Below are 19,614 nucleotides of genomic sequence, written 5' to 3' on the forward strand. Positions count from 1 at the left end.
GGTTTACATAAAACCATTCATACTTTATAATTGGTTATATAAAATAATTAATTAACGCGTTTTTTAATGAATTTTATTAATAAAAATTATAAAATATTATTAATAAAAAGATACTTTTACTACAATATTAACAAATTCTATGGCTTAAAGGAGATTAACTATGAAGAAACATAAAAAAGCATTATCTTTATTAGTTCTATCAGGTATTGTTGGAGGATTAATTACAAATATACCACTTAAAGAAGTATCAGCATCAACAGTAAAACATCAATATGAACTAGCAGACTTACAAAATAGTAACTTCATTAAGAATGGTAATTTTCAAGAAGAAAATAACTATTGGAATATAGTAGGACAAAATAGTTCTGTTATAACAGACAAGGATAATAACAAATATGGAAAACTAGGAAAAACTACAGATCCTCATGCTAATGGACATATATGGCAAGACGTTACATTAAAACCAAATACAACATATATATTAAAAGCAAAAGTTAAGGTTTTAAGTGATGATAAAAATAGCTATGTAACTTTAGATGTAAAAAAAGGAGGAAGTTCTGAAGCTAAGTATTTTATAGATAAAAAAGTAACAGCAATAAATAATGAATGGCAAGAAGTTTCTTTAGAATTTACAACAGATTCAACAACAAAATATGCAGTAGGTATTGGACGTTGGGAAGATAACGCTTCAGCTTCATTAAAAGATTCAGAAGCATATATTGATGATGTAAGCGTTGAATATAAGACTTCTATTGATAAAGAAAATTATGATTTTGTATGGGCTGATGACTTTAATGATGAAAATTTAAATTTATCTAATTGGGAATATGAATTAGGTTCTATTAGAGGAATTGAGCAACAACATTATGTTAATGATCCAGAAAATGTTTCTATAAGAAAGAACGGAGACAATGGAGAATTAGTTTTAAAAGCAACAGACAGACCTAAAGAATTACAATATAATAACCCTAGAAATAATGATAGAAAAGTAATTTATGATTCTGGAAGTGTTAGAACTCATGGTAAGCAAGAATTTTTATATGGACGTATTGAAATGAAAGCTAAACTTCCTAAAGGTAAATCTGTGTTCCCTGCCTTTTGGACACTTGGATCTGATTTTACATTAGATGGTGACGTAAGTTCTAAGCAAGGATATGGATGGGCACGTTGTGGAGAAATAGACATCATGGAACTAATAGGTTCTGAAGAAAATCAAGCTGGTAACAAAACTGTATATCAAACTATTCATACATCAAATAAACCAGATTCAAATACTGACCATAAACTTTTAGGGACAAGCTATACAATAGGTGAAGACTTTTATGATGACTATCATATCTTTGGAATTGATTGGTCAAAAGGAAAGTTAGATTTCTATGTTGATGATAAAATAGTTTCATCAATTGATTATTCAAATGATGAAATTGCAAGAAAATGTTTAGATAGACCACAATATATTCAATTTAATTTAGCAATGGGAGGAGCTTGGCCAGGAGAAATTTCAGAAGGCTTAGCTGGTACTGAATTTGCAATTGATTATGTATACTATGCTCAAACACCACAACAAAAAGCTGATGCAGAAGCATATTATAAAGATGCTCCTAGATTAAGTGGATATAAAGACTTAACAATTTATGAAGGTGAAACAGATGCTATATTAGAAAATGTAGTTGCTGAAAATGGAGATGTAGACTTTTCAATAACTGACCAACCACAATTTAATAAAAAAGAGCAAACTGCAACATCTAATAATCCTCTTACAAGTGTAGACTTATTATGTACAGGAAAAAATGATTTAGATTCTTTAGCTAAGTTACCAGCTGGTGAATATACATTATATTATACTGCTTTACCAAAGAACATGCAGTTAGAAAGCTCAAACCCAGAAGATCCAAATAGTCCAATGGTTCCATTAGCAAGTGAAGAATATAAGTTTGATAGGAAGGCTGTAAACTTAACAATTAAAGAACGTAATTCAAATGAAGAAATTCCACTTACCCCTATTAAGCCTGCTGATCCTGTAATTTCTGACAAGCCAAATAATGATAACAACAACACTAATAATGGATCAGGTACTGAAACTCCTGATATTCCTAAAACAGGGGATACTTCTAAGACAAATTTATTATTTTATATATTAGTTGCATCTGGAGGATTAGCAATATTTTCATTTAGTAAAAAAGCTAAAAAGAAAATAATAGAATAGATACTTAAAAATAAAAAGCATTTTCTAAGGTTTTAGAAAATGCTTTTTTATATTAATTTATTATACCTTCTATCCACTTTTTAACGTTAATTATATCCTCATAATTTGGATGCATTAGCGCTTCATCAAAATTTTCTATAGATACTTGTATATTCTTATCTTCAGGATTTTCAGTAATTAGCTTCACATATCTATCACGAATACTCATTGGCATTTTACCTTGGCAATAAAAATATCCTAGTATAGTATTGCTACTGTCTATTATTTCTTTTACACGATTATATAGTTTTTCATAATATTCAATTGAACCTCCAAAGCCAGCTGTTCCAAAATAAGCAATTTTTTTATTTTTTAATTGCTTTAAAAATTCTGTAATCTTTTTTGAACACATTCCTTTATCTGTCCAGGAACCTACAATATACAAGTCTGCTTCAATTTCTTTTTCTGGTTCTCCAAAATAAACAAGATTTGATTCATCTATTTCTTTTTTTATCTCTTCAGCTATCTTCTTTGTATTTCCTGTTATGCTATCATAGATAATTGCTATTTTCATACGTCTTCTCCTCCACAAATTCTAATTTATTTAGTAACTTAGTAAACATATAGCTTATATAATAATGCAATTATACACCCCTATAACCACACTTTCCATATCTAAATTAGCATAGCTTTATTCAATTTTTATTTAACTATTTCTCCTCTTCATCATCTAACTTTGAATCTATTTTCATTTGTTTTTTCTTATTTATAAAGTATAATCCTTGAAGAACTACAAATGTGGAAGCTGTTGCACACAGAAAAGTAATTAGTGATGCAATTAACATATCACCCATCTCATTTTTAAATAAATCTTTAAATTTAATATAATTAAGAGTAGTATTTATAATAACTACTATGATTCCACAAATAATGCTATTTATAATTACAAATCTTTGATTTACGTTATTAGACTCAAAAATATTGTTTCCAACTGTTATATTTCTTACTATAACATACAAAGCCCCCACTATAAGTAGGATCACCTCTACTGCATATTGTGAAAAATCAGCATTAAATATATATGATTGCACAAAAATAGATAAAAATAAGCCTAAAAAAATTATTTGAAAGGCATCATTTCCAATCTTTCTTTTTTGTGATAAAACTCTTTCATCTTGAACTATTTCTTTCTTCATTACTATTCCTCCCAAAATAAATCATTTAATGTTTTTCCAAGTGCTTTACATATTGATACACAAAGATTAAGTGTAGGGTTATAATCTCCTGATTCAATTAATCCAATAGTTTGTCTTGTTACACCTACAGCCTTTGCTAAATCTTCTTGTTTCATATCACACTCTATACGTGCTATTTTCATTCTCTTATTTTTCATATACACCCTCCTTATATTGCATATTGTAATATATATATTATCAAATGTAAACTATATATTGCATTTATTGTGTGATTTTATTTTTTATGCCCATCTTTTCCTTACACTTTTTTAGTATTAGAGGCAAAAAAGTGGAGTGAATATTTATTTTGATTGTCCACATCAAAACTATGCTCTTGTGCCCACACTTTTTTTAGTTCCATAAACACACCCCTTATATAAATTTTCTAATAAGGAAAATCTAATCTTTACAAATTTTCCAGTCTATTTATATAGTAACTTATTCTCCTGTTTTTGTATCCGAAGTCACATTCCTATAGTCTCAATTTCATATTCCCTACTTAAAGTAATAAGTACAAATGAAATCTAAATTAAGATATTTAAATTTTTAGTTCTAAAAATAGTATAATAATCTTATAAGATAAGGAGATGTAGTTGATGAATAAAAAAACAATGTTATTTGCTTTAATAGTTACTTTGTTTTTATTTGTTATTTTAAATTATAAAGGTAACAAGAATCATGAATTTGTTCAGCAAGTTAATAGTGAGAGATTGTTAGAAGCTAAAGAGGCAAAGAACACTATTTATGAATCCATAAAATTGCCTTCTTGTAATATGTCTCAAGAAGAGATGTATTCTTTATTTATAACAAAAGATAATATGAATATAGCAAGAAATTATTATAACTATGATAATAATGTAGTATTAAAAAAGGATGCCAAAGAAGATATAAACTTACTTTTTAAGGCACTTAAGTTTGGCTATGGTGGTTATGAAATATTTGGTGGCGATGAAATATTCACTAAAGCTAAAAATAACATTCTAAAAGAAATTAATAATCATGATAATTTGCTTGTAAAAGATTTAGAAACTATTTTGATAAATAACTTAAGTTTTATAAAAGACAACCACTTTAGAATTAATGAAAATCCTGTATTTAAAGAAAAATATACTTATTATTATAATGACCACCCTATAATAAAAGATGGCCAAGAATATTACATGAACTTTGAGAATAAAAAATATAAGATAGAAAGTATAAATAAAGACAAAAATATTGAAAATTACATTCGCTATACTTTAAATAAAAATGGAGTACTATCTTATGAATTAGGAATTTTATCTTTAGAGAATAAACAGCTAGAGGTTCTGATTTCTAACAATAACCATAAGAAAACAATCTCTATTAATTTGGAACAGTCTAGTAACACAGTTAAAAATGCTAGTATAAAAGATAGCAGTATTGGCTATATAAAACTAAATAGTATGAAAAAAATATCGGATGATATTTTAAACAAAACAAAGTCTATTAAGAATAATAGAGTAAATATTTTAGATCTAAGAGGATGCTCAGGAGGTAGTGATCTTGAGGCACGTAAGTGGTTTGAAACTTATTTTAATTATAAAATAGGAATAAATGGTACTATTTTCTTTAAGTATACTGAATTTATAAAAGAGATGTATCTAAATGAAATAAAAACAACATATGATCTTGGTTTGTGTTCAGAAGAAGAATATAGTAATGAAGTTAAGAGAATATCTGATTTCTACTCTAAAGAAAAGATGAATAGTATTGTCCCATACACTGAAGTAGATGAGATTCTAGATAATGATAACTATCTATTAGTTTTAGTTGATAATACTGTTCCATCTTCTGCTGAAAGCTTATTAATTTATCTTAGAACAGTAAAAAATGTAATTTTTATAGGTACTAACTCTTCAGGAACCACAAAGATTATGGACAAACTTGGTTTTTTATTGCCTAATACTAAAATAGTATGTGCTTTTGGCACAAAGGCCTATAATTATAGTTCATTTGAAATAGAAGAAGGTAAAGGCTTAGAACCAGATATATGGCTTGGAACAGAAGATATTCTAGATAGAACATATAAATTTGCTAAAACTTTAAAATAAGTTTTAGATGTAAAATTATTGGAGATAGCAGAAGTAAGAGGCTTGCTAATGGAAGCCTCTTCTTTTATCAGATTACTACAACATTTCTTAGAATTGTGCACTAAAAAATACCGTATATTTTTTTAAATAATACGGTATTTCATGAATTCAAATTTTAACTTTTTGTATATAACAAATAATATTATTTTTAATTCTATTATTTATTTTCATGATTACTTCTATAATTAAAAATCATTCCGCTAATTAATATACACAGTGATAAAACAACACCACCTATTTTTATTGGTGTTGTAAAATCTCCATACAAAAATGATCCTATTAACCCAACTCCAGCACCAATCAGTAATGGATAAATAATTTTTTTTGCCATAATTATCTCTCCCTTTATTATCATTACGAATTCATTATAACATATTTTGTAAATACCGTACTGTTCAATTTTCAAAGATCATTTCCGTCCCACTTTTCACATATTACTTCAAAAAAATACCGCATATTCAATTTGAACATTGCGATTTTTAAACATAACATTTATTTTTCACTTCATAATTTAATTATCTATAAACTAAATTTTATTGATTCCTATTCAAAATAAAAAACTTCTTCAAACTTTTTATCTAATGCAATACATAATATTAATGCTAACTTTGCTGTTGGATTGAATTGCTCAGTCTCAATAGAACTTATTGTATTCCTAGAAACTCCAACACGATTTGCTAAATCAGTCTGTGTCATACCTTTTTCAGCTCTTATAGATTTTAAATTGTTGTTAAGTTCTAAGTTATGATTACGTTCCATTGCTAAGAGCATCTCCTACAAAAACTATAATCATAATAATTCTTTCTAGAATTACTAAAATCATAGCTACTTTTTCAAAAGATGATTGTTTTCTATCACTTTTTATAAAGCTGTATAAACATTTACCTATTACCATACTTATTAAAACTACTTTTGCAGAAGATGTATCATATGATTTAAGAAAGGAAAGACACATAACAAATATAAATCCTATTGTTCCAGTTATATATCCTCATTCAATAGCTAGTCTATCTGTATTTTTTTGACGCTCATCTCCTAGAAAATTTTCTTTTCTACTCTTTTCTAAAATTTGATTTTTATCTATAATCATCCTCCTTTACAAGTGCACTTTATATTTATAACATATCATACCAAGTATACTTGTTAACGACTATTATTAGTTTCTATAATTCATAGTATATTAGCGCCACTTACAAACTTCTCGTTTATCTTTTTTTATATTTATAAAATCATATAAACTTTGGACTTATAATAAGATAGATTTTATCCTAGAATCATTTTTTACAAAATCAAGAGTCTTATCTTTCTTAATTGCCTCTTTCACCATTTTCTCGTATTTATCTTTACTAATGCTTGAATTTACATTAAACTTCATATGTCTATATAATTTTGACTTCATAGAATTATTCATACTATTTGCTTCACTGACTATTTTTATAATCATTTCTATAGTTTTATCTTTATCACGTTTTTCTTTTGCTAAGGATAAATCTAATTGATATTTATAGTATTCACCAAACTCAAATACTTCAATAATCTTTTTACAAAACTCAACATACTCTTCTGCTTCGTTAAATTTATTTTCTTTATATAATAGGTTTATTATAAAAGATAAAATTCCAAATACTTCATGAGAATCTTTCCATAACTTACTTTCATAAATGCTATAGGCTTTCTCATATTCTCCACTACTTTCAAATAATAATGCCTGCTGAATTTTTTTATCTATATCTATCTCTGGAATCTTATCTAATATTTCTTGAGCCTTCTTATATTCTTTTTTCTCTCTATATATTGCCGATAGGTCTAGTTTAGCCATAGAAGCTATTTTTTCTTTATTGCTTGATGCTACAAGTTCAAGCCACTCAATAATTTTAGTTTCATATTTATATTTATCCTCAATACTAGGTTCTAATAAATATATTCTTAACACTGTTGATATCCCAATTGTTAGCTCATCACAATTGGGATATTGTTTAATTAAAGCACAGCTTCTTTCAAATCCTTTTTTAAACCCTTCCTTGGATATTATTTCACCTATCTCTTTTGTAATTTCTTTCACTTCTGTGTCTGTTAACTCCTTATTAAATTCCAATAAAGTATTAACATCAATTTTTAATACGCGTGCAAGAGAAGATAGTAAAGTTATATCTGGATATGATATTCCATTCTCCCATTTATTAACTGCTGGTGCACTTATATTTAGATAATTAGCGACTTGCTCTTGAGTAAGATTTTCCTTTTTCCTATAATATCTAATTACTTCATTTATTTTCATAATAGCCCCCTATTTATATCATCCATTAAGTTTGAATTTGTTAATTAAATAATATCAAAGCTATCTATTTTAAACAATTGAAGTGTTTTCATATTTTTTTCACAAAAAATAACTGTTAGTTATTTTAATATTCCAACAAAGATACTACACTCTTGCTTATTATATATTTTTTTCACTTACAAAAATCACCTCACTTATTTATGGTATGGTTCATCATTAATTATTCTAAACCACTACCTAAAATATTCTGCTCACATTAATTAACTATTTAAAACAATACTTAAATATACATTTATGCAGATAAAATTTCTAAAAAAACAATTTAGAAATTTGAAATTGCTAGAATAAAAAAGATTTTATGATATCAAAAGATGCTGTTGATAGTTTTTTGTTTTACTTATAAAATTAGAAAAGAGACTTATTAATTCAAGCCTCTTATTCTTATTTGCTATTCTATTTTCTCTGTTTTATCAAATTAAACATTTTCTCATAGCTCCCCCTTCAAACTCAAATTAATTTCATACTTATTTATCTACTCTATAAACTTAAATTTGCTATAATAAACTTTCATTAAGTCTTAAGGATTTATAAATATAATAATTAACATAATTGCAGATGCTAATGCAACTATAAATGCAATAACTACTGTTAGTGTTGCATATTCTCCACTATTTTGTAAGTCATCTCTAAAAAATCTTGAAATTCTTGCATCTGTGTATTTAACATCAATTATTGTACTTTTTTCCTCTCCTCCATCTGGAGAAATAATCCTACCATGCACTACAAAGTCCCCCAATAATATTGGGTCATTTACTACTCCGTATGGCAAGTTCCCTATTAATTCAATATAATATGGTTCTATATGTTTATCAGGATACTTTTCTTTTAATATATTCTTTAGTCTATTTTTATCTTTATCTACTTTAAAAACTGGCCCAGTATTTCCGCTAGTTCTTTCAACTTTTATACTAATATCTTCACTTGTTAATGGAACCTTTGGTGTTATTCTCACGGGAATAAAATAAAATGCTAATATTCCTATACTAATTAATAATATAACAATTAAAACTTTTTTTATCTTTTTCATATTAGCAGAGCTCCCTTCAACACCTATTAACTTCCTAAAATTATTTATTAAATTTCTAATTTTATACCTTTGTAAAATTATACTCTTTCTTTTCTTATCTCATATGTAGATTATATACTTGATAAAAATATTATACTAAGCCATAGGTATATTAATGCTATACAACAAATAAATATATTTGCTGATGTATTATTCTTATTATCTCTAATCTTATATAGAATAGAAATCACATTATTCACCAAAAGTACTATACATATAATACCAATAAGTAACACACAAAATATCATTTTAACTCTCCCATTATATAAATCTATAATAAACTTAACGCTAAACTTAATTATTTAATAACTCAATTACTTTCTTAATAGAATCTTTATCTTTAAAGTTATTTGATATCCTAAACATCAATTCAGATCCATTTTCTTCTTTAAATACTTTTTTTAATTTTTCTTTATTATTAAGCATAACTTCCTTTATCTGAATAAATAAATATTCAATACTTGTAGGCCACTCATCTGAAGGAACACCTTTATATTCATTTAATGCAATATATGCCTCTTGTGCAGTAACAATACTTGCATACTCTTGCAAATAGTTTTTATCATTTTCTATATTTCCAGCAGTAGTAGCAAACTTTTGAATATGCTGTCTTGTAATTCTTGATAAGTTTTCTTTATAATTATTAATTTTATAATTCTGATAAAAAATATATCCAAATAGAATTATGAATACTATTCCCATCAAAATAAGTTTGGACTTATTCTTCAATATATCACCCCCTCTACCTGGTAATTATAAACAAACTAACCTGTAATTTGAATATTTTAAAGCTATATTTTTTATATTTCCTTGATATAATCACTTAATATCCCTTCCATTTTTATAGCATTATTGTTATAACAAGTAGAAGGATTTCTACAAACAAACTTGATATATTTGTAATAAAATATAATAATTTAACAAAAAATTCGTTGACAAAGACCTGAAAACGATTATAATAAAAAATATAAATCCGAACTTGTTATAACAAGTTCAAATATATACATTAGAAAGGAAGATAAAAAATGAAAAAATTTTACTTGTTTTGTAGTGCAGGTATGTCCACAAGTATGCTTGCAAAAAAGATGCAAAATTGCGCCAATGAAAATAACTTAAAAGTTGAAATTAAAGCTTTTTCAATATCTGTTATGGATGATATTGTAAAAACTGAAAATCCAGATTGTATACTGCTTGGTCCACAAGTTAGATATTTATTAGATGAAACTATAAAGAAATATAGTCCAATACCAATTATGGCTATTAACATGATTGATTATGGAAAAATGGATGGAGAAAAGGTATTAAAGTCTGCAATCTCTTTATATAAACAAAGTAATAAATAGATGACATTAAATAAAATAGGTATTTGTTTAAACATTTTTATAATTATAGTATTTATTAGGAGTGATAAAATGAAAAAAAGACTACTAGATTATGGAGGACAAGATTTTTTAAATGTATCTCCAATTGATTTAAAACAAAGTATTTTAGCATCAGAAGGAAGAACTATAATGGCAGAAAACGTTCCAACTGGAGGATGCTTTCTAAATGGAGTTACTAACGCTGAAATTGAAAGAGCTGCTGGAGCTGATTTAATAATGTTCAATGCCTTAGATTTATTTGAACCTAAAATAGCAGGTGTACCTAATAATATAAAAACAGATGAACAAATTACTTGGGTAAAACAAGCAATAGCAAGACCTATTGGTATTAATCTAGAACCAGTTGACTATAATGCAAAAATGAATGAAAATCGTTCAGAAATTTCAATTGGTCGTATAGTATCCCCTAAGACGTTAGAACTAGCAGATAAGTATGGTTTTAGTTTTATATGCTTGACAGGAAATCCAGGAACAGGAGTATCTAACTCAGCAATTAAAGAGTCTATAAAAATGGCAAAAAAATATTATAGCGGATTAATTATTGCAGGTAAAATGCATGGAGCAGGTGTTGATGAACCAGTTATGAATGTTGATATTGCTAAGGAATTTATAAACGAAGGAATCGATATACTACTAGTTCCAGCACCATATACAGTTCCATATTTTAGAGAAAAAGATTTATATGAAATTGTAACTTTAGTAAAAGAATTTAATAAAGGCAAATCAATTGAAGATAAAATTTTAGTTATGACTGCTAATGGTACTAGTCAAGATTCTGCTGATATTGAAACAATTAAAAAAATTGGTTTAGTATCAAAAGCTTGTGGAGCTGATTTACAACATATAGGAGATTCATTTAATGGGATATGTTTACCAGAAAACATATTTGCATTAGGACAAGCTATCAGAGGAAGAAGACATCAACTAATAATGTTATCCAGGTCTAATATTCGTTGATTATGAGGTGAGATTAATGAGGAATAAAGCCAGTTTTGAAAGTAAAATCCAAATTTTTGCTGGTAAATTTACGTCGCAAAGACATTTGATTGCATTAAGAGATGCTATGACTACCGTTATGCCATTAATTATAATTGGTTCTATATTTATGTTAATTGCACAATTTCCATATAAACCATTTACTGATTTTTTAAACTCAATAGGTTTACAGGCAATTTTAAATAAGGCTAGTGATGCTACTTTTGGAATATTGGGATTTGCCGTAACTTTTACAGCTGCTTATAATTTAGCAAACTATTATAAATTAAATACAATATCAGCAGGATTAATATCTCTTTCTTCATTTATATTATTAACACCAGTTATAACAGGTGAATCTGGGACAGGATTCCCAATAAAATACTTGGGAAGTTCAGGGCTTTTCGTTGGAATATTTGTTGCAATAATAAGTACAGAAGTTTTCAGATGGTTTGTTGTTCGTAATATTATGATCAAAATGCCAGACTCAGTTCCACCAAATGTAAGTAAAGCATTTTCATCCATTATACCAGGATTAGCAGTTATAGTTTTTTGGTTACTAGTATTATTAGGGCTTAATGCATTTGGAATTGATAATATTCATGATTTAATAGCAGATACAATTGGAGCATTATTAGGTGTATTAGGTAGTACACTTCCAGGAATAATATTTGTTATATTTGTACAGTGTTTTTTCTGGATGTTTGGTATTCATGGAGCTCAAGTTACTGCGCCTATAATAGAACCTCTACTTCTTCAGAATTCTGATATTAATCGTATAGCATATCAGGCTGGACAAGAATTACCAAATATTATAACATATGAATTTTTATATAACTTTGTATTTATGGGAGGGGCTGGATGTCTTTTTGCTTTAGCACTATTGCTATTCTTTAAGTCAAAGAGTAAAGAAAATAAAGCATTAGGGAAAATGTCCTTAGCTCCAGTAAGTTTTCAAATTGCCGAACCAGTATTATTTGGTAATCCTATTATAATGAACTTAAAAATGGTTATACCTTTTATCTTAGCACCTGTTATTACAGCTATTATTACGTATTTTGCAATGGATTTTGGATTTGTACACAAACCAATTGGAGCTGTAATTCCATGGACTACCCCTCCAATTATCGCAGGATATTTGGCAACAGGGGGTTCCATAAGTGGTGCAATAATACAAATCATAACCATAGCAATAGATGTATTAATTTACTATCCATTCTTTAAAATAGACGATAGATCTAAACTTTTAATGGAACAAAATAAAACTAATGATGTAGATAGTTTTAATTTGGATGATATAGATTTATAAGCTATAATAAATGGGGGGGATTATTTATCCCCTCATTTTAAATATACAAACAAATAATATTGATATTATAATAAATTAAGTAGAGGTGCTGAGTTTGCTTAGTAGTGAAAATAAACTTCCTTTATATCTTCAATTAGTTAAAACTTTAAAAAAACAAATTAAAGAAAATATGAAGGAAAATGATAAAATACCATCAGAAAAAGAAATTTGTGATATGTACTCTGTTAGCAGAACAACAGTGAGGCTTGCAATGGCTGAATTAGAAAAAGACGGCTTTATATATCGATTACAAGGAAAAGGATCTTTTGTATCAGATTTAAAAAAAGTATCCTCAAATTCATTTATTGAAGTTGATGAGAGAAACATATTAGAAAAGCTATATTATAATTTATATGAATATATATTAATTATGTTTGGGATGACGTCAATTTTTGATAAAGATATAACAAGTTTAGCTGAAGAAATGAAAGCTTTACTTATGCAATACTTAGTAATAATAAACGATAAAAAATCAATTTTAGTAGATTATTACTTTTTAGATAATAAATTTAATAGTATTGATAAAAGTTCTTTAGAAGTTAATAGTATTGATGATCTGCTAGATAAAATGGAGATAAAGATAAATAGAGTAGAAGAAAATTATATAATCGAGTCTGCATCACAAGAATTAAGTAATAAATTAGATATAGAAATTAATCATCCCTTATTATGTGTTAAAAAAAAGTTTTATGATTCAAATAACGAAATTATACTTATTTCTATAAAGCATATTGTAACAGAAAGATATACTTATACCAACTTTATTAAGAACTAATTTTAAGAAACTTAATGTTTCGAGATAAAAAATAGATTCTGAAGAATAAACTCTTTTTTATTAAAAATTATCTTTAGTAAATAACAAGATCCAGTGCTATGGAGCACTGGATCTTGTTATTTAAATACTTCGTATTATCTTAGAATAGCACACTAAAAAATACCGCATATTCAACATTAAATAGTACGGTATTTCTATAAATATATTTTTATTTTCTTAATTATTATGATTCTTCTTTATCACCTATATATCCTTTTTTTCTAGAATAAAATCCTAAAATGTAGTTTAATCCCCAAAAAATTATTGGAGTCAAAATAATAAATAAGAATTCATTTTTACTAAATATATACCATGTAATGTAAAAAATAAGTAATAAGAATGAATTACATAATCCCAAAATTAATTGTATAGTATAATAATGAGAATTTAGAATAGCATACTTATCACTTAACATATAAATAGTTTTTTTATTTTTGTAGCACATAATGTTGTAAACAATAAATATCGTTGCAATAATACACCCAAGAGAAAACAATAAAATCACAATAACTCTCCTTTATATTGTTAAACAGCATAGTCAATTACAAATCAATTATACCATATAATGAGCTTCAAATTTCAGTTTACTTTAAGTTTTTCTTATATCAATCCATAGGATTCCGATTAATAATGAAGATATATTTATGAGAATTCTACTAGGTATTTTATTTTTTCAATAACCGTTCATTAAAATAATCTATATTTTCTATGGAGTATATATACAAAGGCAAATTGCTTTGTTTTTCATCTTTATATGAGACAATCCATTCAGCACCTTCTTTAATTCCTCCAATTGTGAATAAACCTGAGCAATCTAATTTACCTTCTGAGCCTACTGGAACATCCCCTATGTTTACACCAGAAACAGAACCAAAATCAACAATTTTAACTTGAATCATTTTGGTTGCAGGATCTTTTGAAATTACTTCCACACGCAAATATGCGTAATCTCTATTTAATTCAGGTAGATCATTTGAAGATTTATCTGTAGCTGGTTGAGATTTCATGTTTAAGCAACCTGTTAATATTAGCAGACACAGTATAAAAATAGATATAATTAATAATATTTTTTTCATATATATCTTTCCTTTAAACTCCAATTTATCCAGATCAAATCATACTTATGAGTCTATTATAGCATATTTTGTAAATACCGTACTATTCAATTTTCAAAGAACACTTAGCTCTCACTTTCTACATATTATCTACAAAAAATATCGCATATTCAATTTGAATACTGCGATATTTAAAATAATTAATATTTAATTCATATAATACTTATTAGCAGCTTGAGAATCACTAATTAGTATTATGTATTGAAAATATTCTATTTGTGGATTGTTATCATTTAAATAAATGTCCTTTTTATTATAAACGCTATCTTCATAGTTTAATTTTAATAAAACAGTGGACTTATCATCTGGAAAGAAATATGAATCTATACGCTCAGTTAATTTAGAGTCTACATTCAATCCTTGTGGTATGTAACTATGACTATTGTTATATTCATAGTTTATACTAATAACCTTATCCTTTGTTTTTTCATAATTATTTTGTAAATATGCTGCTAATGATTTTGTATTAGGACTTAGATTAGTATGGGCACCTCCAAATTGACCAAAGAATTTTCCTTTAGGCAAGTACTCATATAATTCAATAAAATTATTAATCAACAAATCCTCTCTATCTAATTGACCTTCACTAACAGCTAAATTTTTCAATGTAAATGTCAAGTCAAAATAGTGTTTCCCTAAGTATTTTTCTATTTCTTTTTCTCCATCACTTAATAACTGAATTGCTTCTTTTGATTTATCAATATAGGTACTTTTAGAAAGCTCTTTTATTACAGAAATAAATTCTTCTGTTATATCGTCTGTAGGTTCAGCTGTTGGAAGTAATGACCTAATGTACTTTATTGCTACAAGTGGATTTTCTTTATCTATACCAATAAACCTTAATTTTTTTCTTCTTCTAATGTTACATTATACTCATAGACACCTTTCAAAAAATTATAGTTTTCCATGGTGTAACTCATAGTTCCTCTTATTTTATAAAATAAATCTTCCAGTATTGATTCATCTCCAGTATCTAAGTAAATATTTAAATACTGCGCACTAGCATAACCATCTTCATATAATATATATTTAACATTTCCTCTTTCTACAAAATATTTCAATAGATATAGATTCATATCAATAGATTTTACAGAACCATGAGATTCTCCAGCAATAAAAATTTCATTATTCTCAAGATCATTTTCAAATAGTTCTAATGCTTTAAAAGTAACATCAGTTGTATCTATTGTTGTCTTAACTTTATATAACTCTTGTTTACATTTGTATCTATGTGAATACATTTTTACTTTTGGTATAACTGAAATTACTATGCAAATTAAAATAGAAATTGCAATAACAAATAAAACGTTCACTTTCTTTTTCATTTTCTGCTCCTCCATAATATTTACCTACTATTTATTTGACTCACAAAATAATTCACACTTCAAAATCAGTAAGTGTAAAAATTTCACCCCTGAACTTTAATTTTAATACTATTATTAGCTAATTAAATACACATATATAATAACATTTTTTGTAAGTACTGTATTATTCAATTTTCAAATATCGTTTAGTTCACAATATATAAATAGCTTGTACCATCTTAGTATTTGTATATAAAAATACCGCATATTCAATTTGAATAGTACGGTATTCTTACTAATTTATATTTAATTTTATCTTAGTAATATATTAAGGATTCTTACTCAAAATCTAATGGAATTTACAATTTTAGTTTATTCGTATTATGGCTACTAGCCTTCTTACTTACAATCAGATAATAAGCTGAATTTGTATGCTACTCAAACTATGTGTTTTAATACTCAATAATCTGCAACACGGTGTTTTGGCTATCACAAAGAATTTCTATAAGTGATTCTTCAGTTCTTTCAAACTTAAAGTAAGCTCTAGCCAAAGCAAATACTCCTTCAAAATCATTTTCTTTCATAACGTTTATTGCCCTATTATAGATATTCTGGTCATAGCGAAATATCCTATTTTCTTGAACTTCAACTTCTAATAGTTTTACTTGTTCCTTAGTAAAATCACCACAGTTGATGCAATCATCAAGTGCATATTGGATAGCCTCTTGTTTGGAATCACAATAATAAACACAGTTTAATCTGCTACATGAATGTTCAGCAAACTCTGTTTGTCTTACATATTCAAATATTGCTTCAACAGCATCTTTTCTAAAGTTCTCATGTTTTCTCAATTTTAAATCGCAAAGTTCACGAGAAAAATACATACATGCATAATAAGTTGCTTTAAATACTGAAATATTTTCTCTTAGAGCCAAAATAAAAGGTTCCACAAACCTATAATGTCCTGCAAAATCATTTTTTAAACTTTTATCACCATTATACGAATCTACTGAATAATGATATAATTTCATAAAATTTCCTCCCAAATTCTTATTTATCTATCAACTACTACTTCCCCTCTTAATCTAATAATGGAGTCATTGCTTTAACGCTATTTCCAACACTTATTAAGTAATTAACACCTATCTGAGTATTAACAACAATATATAATACACAAACGCAAAAACCTAATGACTGTTCTTCTTTATTACAACTATCTCCCATATTATTAGATTTTATCTAAAATAAAAAAGATTAGAATCTCCTAAGCTCTTTCTAACAATCTACTTACTTATATGGTCCTTTAAGACTTTATATAAACACTAATTTTTAAATACTTATTAATTTATAAAATCAATAATAAAATTCCCCCTAATATAAATACAAAAAAATTAGTTACTTGTCCCAAAAATTTATGCTTCATATAAATCAAACCTCCATTTCAGATATAATAATATACTAAAAATAGAGTATTAACAATAATTTGTAAATATCTCCTACATTAAAGTTTCTACTTTTTTCTTTCTATCATTAAGTAGTGTTATTTTTACATCAGTTTTTCCAAAAGGCTATTCAGACTCTTCAACTGCTTGAAATAAAAAAGGTGGAGTGGATATTTATTTTATTTGTTCCGTCGCTACGCTCCAAGTCACATGGAAACAAATATCCCCCCACTCATACTAAAGATAAGGAAATTATAAAATTATTATCCTTGATTTTATATTTTTTAATATGAAATTATAATAATACCTTTAAGTTGTAGCTAATTTAAATTTTATAACTGATCTATACATTTTTAAAAAAACTAGGATTTATCTTTTCCAACTTTATTATCTCCCAATGCAATAAAACCTGCTGTAACAGCTAGTGCAAGCATTATATCATGTTCGCCAAATGGATTTATTACAATGAAATATACTAAAAATGCTGCGCAAATTAATAATACAGCTAATAGATGCTTTCACTTTTATATTTTATCTTTTTAATAATTTTAAAAAAGATAGTGAATCAACTCACTACCTTTTTTAGATTAATACTGTACTATTATAAATTTGTGTTCTCCCAAATTGTTTGTCTCATAATTTCAGGAGATGTTTGATACATTCTTTGCGATACTTCAACACTTATAATGCTACTAGTATCTTCAATAGCTTTATCAAGATTCAACTCAAAATTAAAAGTTGTACCTGGTTTCATAAGCTTACCATCATATACTTCTCCAAAATCTACAACATAATAATCTCCTACTTTTGAAACTGGTCCTGCTGGATATTGTGACCCTGTAATAGCTACCCCATCAGTCTTAATATAAACTTTCATATTCTTAACCGTTTTTGCTGCTACTTCTACACTTGACAATACTTCACCTGACTCACTTAGCTTTTCATTATTAGTTATATACATCTTTAAAACGCCTCCTGTTCCCCATGATTGAGTTCCTGGAGTTACTGTACAACTTATATCATTATTATTATATTTTACTTCATACTTAGGTAAATCTTCTTTTCCAAACAGAGCTTCCTTAGTAGCATTTGTTAATTCATCTCTCTTAGTAGAAGTTGTAGTTGCATCTTGTGATGCCATCCAAGCAATCATACCACCAAGATTATTTTCTTTAACATACTTAGCTTTTTCTTGAATTGACCTTACATTATCGTAAGTAAAGAATGCACCTGTTTCTGGGTTATATAAATATGGAGCCTTAGCGCTATCATCCCAGTACTCTTTTAATCCAGTGTACTTAGCCTTTAACTTATCTAGGGCATTGTATCCCCATACTCCACCAGCTCTTCCACCTTCACCATTCTTCAATGGAGCTTCATTAAGTGCTCCTGGTGTTGGTGTAAGGTCTGCATTCTTATTAACTACTGCAGCTTCTCCAAAAAGTCCTGGATTATTTGGGTCAACGCCCTTATCTGAAACTTGTTCCCATCCACGTGTATAATATGCTGCTCCAATAACTATTTTTTGTCTTTCTGCACCTTGAGATATATAATAATTAACACATTCATCTACTGAAAACCCTTTATACTCTTCTGGAGCATTAGGATTAGCATATAATGCAGTTTGATGACCACTTGTTGTACTCCAAGCTCCTGCCATATCATAAGTCATTATATTAGCAAAATCTACTATATCAAATAACTTATCAACATCTATACCAGCCTCTATTTTAGATACTCCTGCTGGTAATGCTACAGATAATTCATAAGTTTTTCCAAGCTCTTTACCTTGTTTATTTAAGGCATTCTTTAAATCTTGTAATAACAAGATGTAATTATCCTTGTCTTGTGGACTTGCATTTGGTGTTCCTTCATCGTTTGTATTGTCAGCTTTATCAGACTCTCTATACTCACCAGGATATTCCCAGTCTAAATCAACAAAATCCATATTTGTATACTTAATAAACTTCATAACGTTTTCTACAAACTTAGCTCTTGTTGAAGCATTTGCAGCTATTGTTGAGAAATCTCCAGACTTAGACCATCCACCTAAAGATACACCTATCTTTAAGTTAGGATTTTCTGCTCTTAATACTTGGAATGCATTTAAGATACCACCATTAACATCACCATAAGTTACACCTGCGTTTCCTAACGGATGTCCTATAGCTGCATCTTTATCACAATAAATCAACTCACCTGAAGCATTAAAATCCATAAAAGCAAAATTTAAATGTGTTAATTTATCTGCTGGTATATCCTTTGGATAGAAATTACCTTGTCCTCCCCAAATAGACCA

The 19,614-nt window shown here is 27.2% G+C and carries 21 protein-coding genes; 6 read left to right on the forward strand and 15 right to left on the reverse strand.

What is annotated here, in order from left to right; all coding sequences use genetic code 11:
• Window positions 1–160: 160 nt before the first annotated feature.
• Window positions 161–2,206: a family 16 glycosylhydrolase gene (locus G594_RS18590; RefSeq protein WP_051195938.1), complete on the forward strand. Its 2,046-nt coding sequence runs from the start codon at window positions 161–163 to the stop codon at window positions 2,204–2,206.
• Window positions 2,207–2,258: 52 nt separating this feature from the next.
• Here G594_RS18590 and bilS read toward each other — a convergent pair whose 3' ends face one another.
• From bilS to G594_RS0107805, 3 genes are all read right to left on the reverse strand, one after another.
• On the reverse strand, window positions 2,259–2,759 hold the full coding sequence (bilS, locus tag G594_RS0107795; RefSeq protein ID WP_027098070.1) for a flavodoxin family protein BilS: 501 nt from the start codon (window positions 2,757–2,759) through the stop codon (window positions 2,259–2,261).
• 136 nt (window positions 2,760–2,895) lie between these two features.
• Complete coding sequence (locus G594_RS0107800; protein ID WP_027098071.1) at window positions 2,896–3,381, reverse strand: DUF6773 family protein; 486 nt, start codon at window positions 3,379–3,381, stop codon at window positions 2,896–2,898.
• A gap of 2 nt (window positions 3,382–3,383) precedes the next feature.
• Window positions 3,384–3,578, reverse strand: a complete 195-nt coding sequence (locus tag G594_RS0107805) for a helix-turn-helix transcriptional regulator (protein WP_027098072.1) — start codon at window positions 3,576–3,578, stop codon at window positions 3,384–3,386.
• Between the two features lie 438 nt (window positions 3,579–4,016).
• Between G594_RS0107805 and G594_RS0107815 the strand changes: the two genes are divergently transcribed.
• The gene (locus G594_RS0107815; RefSeq protein ID WP_027098073.1) at window positions 4,017–5,492 is read left to right on the forward strand and encodes a S41 family peptidase; all 1,476 of its coding nucleotides are present in this window, start codon (window positions 4,017–4,019) and stop codon (window positions 5,490–5,492) included.
• A 196-nt stretch (window positions 5,493–5,688) separates the two neighbouring features.
• Here the strand turns inward: G594_RS0107815 and G594_RS20090 are convergent, their stop codons facing one another.
• The 6 genes from G594_RS20090 to G594_RS0107855 form a co-directional block, all read right to left on the reverse strand.
• Complete coding sequence (locus G594_RS20090) at window positions 5,689–5,862, reverse strand: hypothetical protein (protein ID WP_155849294.1); 174 nt, start codon at window positions 5,860–5,862, stop codon at window positions 5,689–5,691.
• Between the two features lie 212 nt (window positions 5,863–6,074).
• The gene (locus G594_RS0107825; protein WP_027098074.1) at window positions 6,075–6,290 is read right to left on the reverse strand and encodes a helix-turn-helix transcriptional regulator; all 216 of its coding nucleotides are present in this window, start codon (window positions 6,288–6,290) and stop codon (window positions 6,075–6,077) included.
• Window positions 6,280–6,486, reverse strand: a complete 207-nt coding sequence (locus G594_RS0107830) for a hypothetical protein (RefSeq protein ID WP_027098075.1) — start codon at window positions 6,484–6,486, stop codon at window positions 6,280–6,282. Before G594_RS0107830 ends, G594_RS0107825 begins: the two co-directional genes overlap by 11 nt.
• Window positions 6,487–6,777: 291 nt before the next feature.
• A complete protein-coding gene (locus tag G594_RS0107840; RefSeq protein ID WP_027098076.1) occupies window positions 6,778–7,809 on the reverse strand; it encodes a helix-turn-helix domain-containing protein in 1,032 nt (343 codons plus the stop codon).
• A 577-nt stretch (window positions 7,810–8,386) separates the two neighbouring features.
• A complete protein-coding gene (locus G594_RS0107845; RefSeq protein WP_027098077.1) occupies window positions 8,387–8,896 on the reverse strand; it encodes a hypothetical protein in 510 nt (169 codons plus the stop codon).
• Between the two features lie 333 nt (window positions 8,897–9,229).
• Window positions 9,230–9,664, reverse strand: coding sequence for a hypothetical protein (locus tag G594_RS0107855; protein WP_027098078.1), 435 nt, complete (start codon window positions 9,662–9,664; stop codon window positions 9,230–9,232).
• 296 nt (window positions 9,665–9,960) lie between these two features.
• On the opposite strand from G594_RS0107855, the gene G594_RS0107860 reads away from it, so the two are divergent.
• From G594_RS0107860 to G594_RS20630, 4 genes are all read left to right on the forward strand, one after another.
• A complete protein-coding gene (locus G594_RS0107860; protein WP_027098079.1) occupies window positions 9,961–10,278 on the forward strand; it encodes a PTS sugar transporter subunit IIB in 318 nt (105 codons plus the stop codon).
• A gap of 69 nt (window positions 10,279–10,347) precedes the next feature.
• Entirely contained in the window at window positions 10,348–11,274 is a 927-nt protein-coding gene (locus G594_RS0107865; RefSeq protein ID WP_027098080.1) for a DUF7916 family protein, read from the forward strand.
• 16 nt (window positions 11,275–11,290) lie between these two features.
• Window positions 11,291–12,601, forward strand: a complete 1,311-nt coding sequence (locus G594_RS0107870) for a PTS sugar transporter subunit IIC (protein WP_027098081.1) — start codon at window positions 11,291–11,293, stop codon at window positions 12,599–12,601.
• A gap of 94 nt (window positions 12,602–12,695) precedes the next feature.
• Window positions 12,696–13,415: a GntR family transcriptional regulator gene (locus tag G594_RS20630; RefSeq protein WP_027098082.1), complete on the forward strand. Its 720-nt coding sequence runs from the start codon at window positions 12,696–12,698 to the stop codon at window positions 13,413–13,415.
• A gap of 704 nt (window positions 13,416–14,119) precedes the next feature.
• On the opposite strand, the gene G594_RS0107885 is transcribed toward G594_RS20630, so the two are convergent.
• The 6 genes from G594_RS0107885 to G594_RS18595 all read right to left on the reverse strand — a co-directional run.
• Window positions 14,120–14,530: a hypothetical protein gene (locus G594_RS0107885; protein WP_155849296.1), complete on the reverse strand. Its 411-nt coding sequence runs from the start codon at window positions 14,528–14,530 to the stop codon at window positions 14,120–14,122.
• A gap of 186 nt (window positions 14,531–14,716) precedes the next feature.
• The gene (locus G594_RS0107890) at window positions 14,717–15,187 is read right to left on the reverse strand and encodes a hypothetical protein (RefSeq protein ID WP_034866123.1); all 471 of its coding nucleotides are present in this window, start codon (window positions 15,185–15,187) and stop codon (window positions 14,717–14,719) included.
• A 221-nt stretch (window positions 15,188–15,408) separates the two neighbouring features.
• A complete protein-coding gene (locus G594_RS0107895) occupies window positions 15,409–15,894 on the reverse strand; it encodes a TraB/GumN family protein (protein ID WP_027098086.1) in 486 nt (161 codons plus the stop codon).
• Window positions 15,895–16,325: 431 nt separating this feature from the next.
• Window positions 16,326–16,904, reverse strand: coding sequence for a hypothetical protein (locus tag G594_RS0107900; protein ID WP_027098087.1), 579 nt, complete (start codon window positions 16,902–16,904; stop codon window positions 16,326–16,328).
• 49 nt (window positions 16,905–16,953) lie between these two features.
• A complete protein-coding gene (locus tag G594_RS20310) occupies window positions 16,954–17,097 on the reverse strand; it encodes a DUF6440 family protein (RefSeq protein ID WP_167539555.1) in 144 nt (47 codons plus the stop codon).
• An 819-nt stretch (window positions 17,098–17,916) separates the two neighbouring features.
• Window positions 17,917–19,614, reverse strand: a 1,698-nt coding sequence (locus G594_RS18595) for a glycoside hydrolase family 18 protein (protein ID WP_034866125.1), incomplete at its 5' end; no start/stop codon positions are given.

It is taken from the genome of Clostridium paraputrificum AGR2156 (assembly GCF_000424025.1).
GTDB classification, from domain to species: Bacteria; Bacillota; Clostridia; order Clostridiales; family Clostridiaceae; genus Clostridium; species Clostridium paraputrificum.